Genomic DNA, 3,580 nt, shown 5'->3' on the forward strand with positions numbered 1-3,580 from the left:
AGGTAAGAGTTCGTCCTCCGCGTGGTGAACGTAGAAATGATCTCCCTTGAAGAGATGAACCGAGAAACCAGACCGGGTGTATTGTCCCCAAGCTTCTAAGTCTTCGATTTTAATTGGGAGATCTTCTTTGCCGCCAACGATGCGAAGAGGAACAGCAAGAGTTTGCCCTGGCTCATGCTGCCAAGTGTTTAAAAGTTCAAAATCAGCACGGAGGGCAGGCAATACCAAATTCATCAGCCTCCGGTTATTGATGATTTCGTCCGGTGTTCCGCCAAGCTTACGCAGCTCTTCGATGAACTCATCATCCCCCATGGTTCGCACATCAAAACCTGTGCTGGGTAAATGCGGCGCCCTGCGTCCCGAAAGAATCGCCATAAGCGGAAGCGTTCGTCCCTGTTTTTCAAACCGGCGAGTAAGTTCGTAAGCTAGAATCGCGCCAAAGCTGTGCCCCCAAAAAACAAACGGGACATCAAGGTTAGGACCGAGCTGGTTTTCAAGCTCATCAAGTAGGCTCGACATTTGAGTGAAGGGAGGATCTTTAAGTCGGAATGCTCTGCCTGGCAGCTGTACGCCAATGAGCTCAACATCGCCGGGAAGATCCTTCGGCCAATCGCGAAACAAGGTGGCACTGCCACCAGCGTAAGGAAAGCAAAACACGCGGACGCGAGGATTCGGTAGGCGACGTGGTACAAAGAACCACGAGCCGCTTGGACCTTTCATTTCTTGAGCTGAACTCAAAACCCCACCCTTCTTCGGCGTTGGTCCCTCATTAAGAAATGACGGTGACCCTCAACGTATTGGTCATCCCCTTGTCGTTCATAGGCATGCTTGCGGTATTGACCACTCGGTCACCCTTTTGTAGCACACCTTTCACTCGGAGGATCTCTTGAATATCATGCACTGTATCGTCGGTGCTGACAAACCCCTCATAATAATAGCCCTGCACACCCCATACTAAACTGAGCATGTTGAGGATCGATCGGTTACTGGTAAAAACCCCGATTTCGCAGTCAGGTCGGTGGCTTGCGATTTTAATACCGGCGTAACCCGAATCCGTCATCGTCAAAATTGCCCGGGCCTCAATTTGGGCCGCGACCTTGTAGGCGTTGAAGCAAATCGTGTCGGTTACGAAACGACCACAGGTCACATCCATGGGCGGATTATCACGGCGACGAGGCTGAAAGACCTCTTCAGTATGTGTCACAATACTCATCATGGCTTCGATCACGGCCACGGGGTGACGTCCGGTTGAAGTTTCGCCGCTCAGCATCACGGCATCTGCACCATCAAGAACAGAGTTTGCGACGTCGTTGGCCTCGGCACGGCTTGGCCGACTTTGGACAATCATACTTTCCATCATCTGCGTTGCGATGATCACAGGTCTGCCAGCTCTTCTTGCTTTCGTAACCAAGGTCTTTTGGATCACGGGAACCTCTTGCATTGGAATCTCAACGCCTAAATCCCCACGCGCAACCATAATGGCATCTGTTGCCTGGATAATCGCATCCATGTCTTCGATGGCTTCAGGTTTTTCGATTTTCGCGACAACCTTTGTTGGACTTACGCGCTCGGCAATCTTCTCTTTGAGTCCGATCACATCCACCGCACTTCGTACAAACGAAAGCCCCAGCCACTCTGCCTCAAGCTCTAAAGCGACTTCGAGGTCCTCGCGGTCTTTGGAAGTAAGAGCCGGTAAAGAGATTTTCGTATTGGGTAGATTGACCCCTTTGCGAGACTCAAGCGGACCACCATGTACGACCTCAAGCTCGACCTGCTCCTTTTTATCCGAAGAAACCACTTTGAGCTCTAGCTTACCATCATCTATCAAGATGCTTTCGCCCGGCTGTACATCTCGGGCAAATTGCTCGTAACTGATATACGCAGACTTCGCCGATCCAACATGATCTGTACTGGTAATGATAAATGTGTCGCCCGGCTCAAGGACCACGCCGTCCTCCATCTGACCGATACGAATCTTGGGACCTTGGAGGTCGACTAAGACGGCGACATTTTTTTCGAGTTCTGCGTTAAGCTCCCGGATATCACGAACAATTTCTCGCATATGCTCATGCTTGCTATGGGAACAATTGATTCGAGCCACATTCATTCCGGCTAAAATCATTTCTTTCAACACATCTTTTGATTGGGAGGCCGGCCCTATGGTTGCAACTATCTTTGCTTTATTCTTCACAACTTAACTCACTTCGCTGGGCGCATCCTGCGCGGCGCTTCATCCTTTCACAGAACCTCCCGTGAGCCCACCCACAAGATGACGCTGCAAAGCATAAAACAGAATCATAATTGGTAGGCTTGTTACCACAGCACCCGCTGCAAAACTTCCCCACTGCGTTTGAAACTCCCCAACATGTTGCTGGAGCGCTACGGGCAACGTAAACAAAGAAGAATCTCCTAAAAGTGTGGCGGCGAGGATAAACTCGTTCCATGCAGTCATAAAGGAAAAAAGAGCGGTCACAGCTATCGCTGGTCTGGCCAATGGCAGAATCAGATACCAAAATATCGTAAACCGGCCCGCTCCATCGATGACCGCAGCCTCCTCCATCTCTACCGGGAGAGAATCAAAATACCCCTTCAGCATCCAGGTGCAGAAGGGAAGAGCTGTGGCGCAGTAGACGAGGCAAAGTCCCGAGAGGGTGTCGAGTAAGTTACAAAAGTCCAAAATAATGTAGAGAGGCACAAGCATCACCACGCCGGGAAAAATTTGCGTCAACATCAACGCGAGAAGTCCCACATCGCGGCCCGGAAAGCGCAAACGGCTGAAACCATAAGCTGCACTCAAAGAAATCCCCAACGAGATAAGAGTCGTCGCACCAGAAACAATTAACGAATTCCAAAACTGACGTCCAAAGGCCCAGCTGCCCGCTTGCCCAAGCCCTAGAACCTTTTCAAAATGCTCAGTGCTGATCTCGCTCGGAAAGGGATTAGGCGAGACGTCGAAAGAGTCCCCGGGACTTAAAGCCATCTTCAAGACCCAGAGCACCGGATAAATTGCTAACATGCTCACAAAAATCAAAACACAATGCGATAGGAAATATTGAAACTTTATAGATTTCATGCGTTTTCCAACTTACGGGCAACCCGCGTAGATAAAGCGCTCCAGCCGAGGAGCAACACAAATATCAATGCTCCATATGCAGCCGCATAGCCATATTGCTCATGGCGCGCGAACGCCCACCGCCATGCTTCGCTTATCAAAATATCGGTTGAGTTATCGGGCTCCCCGCCGCTCACCAGGTACACGATATTGAATTGGTTGAAGGTCCAAACAATCCCCAACATCACAGCGGGCGCCATCGCCGGCATAAGAAGAGGCCAAGTGATGTGTTTGAATTGGGCGAAGAAACCGGCTCCATCAATGGACGCCGCGTCATAAAGCTCTTTGGGAATAGATTGTAAGGCTCCTAAACAAACCACCATCATGAAGGGAAAACCAAGCCAGGCATTCGTGCAGACATTTGCGCAGAAAGCTGTCCAAAATGAGCTAAACCATGCAACGCTTTCCATCCCCAATATTTCGAGCATTGCGTTGATGACACCAAACTGGCGATGAAACATACCCTTC

General features: G+C 50.2%; 4 protein-coding genes. All 4 read right to left on the reverse strand.

The window, feature by feature from the left end:
* A partial coding sequence (locus HOK28_04225) for a thioesterase (protein ID MBT6432273.1) occupies positions 1–738 on the reverse strand: 738 nt, incomplete at its 3' end.
* A gap of 31 nt (positions 739–769) precedes the next feature.
* Positions 770–2,191 carry a pyruvate kinase gene (gene pyk, locus HOK28_04230; GenBank protein ID MBT6432274.1) on the reverse strand — a complete coding sequence of 474 codons (1,422 nt, stop codon included), beginning with the start codon at positions 2,189–2,191 and terminating at the stop codon, positions 770–772.
* A gap of 39 nt (positions 2,192–2,230) precedes the next feature.
* Positions 2,231–3,073 (reverse strand): sugar ABC transporter permease, encoded by an 843-nt coding sequence (locus HOK28_04235; GenBank protein MBT6432275.1) that lies wholly within the window; start codon positions 3,071–3,073, stop codon positions 2,231–2,233.
* Positions 3,070–3,580, reverse strand: a 511-nt coding sequence (locus tag HOK28_04240; protein MBT6432276.1) for a sugar ABC transporter permease, incomplete at its 5' end; no start/stop codon positions are given. The genes HOK28_04235 and HOK28_04240, both read right to left, overlap by 4 nt.

This window comes from Deltaproteobacteria bacterium (genome assembly GCA_018668695.1).
Lineage (GTDB): Bacteria > Myxococcota > XYA12-FULL-58-9 > XYA12-FULL-58-9 > JABJBS01 > JABJBS01.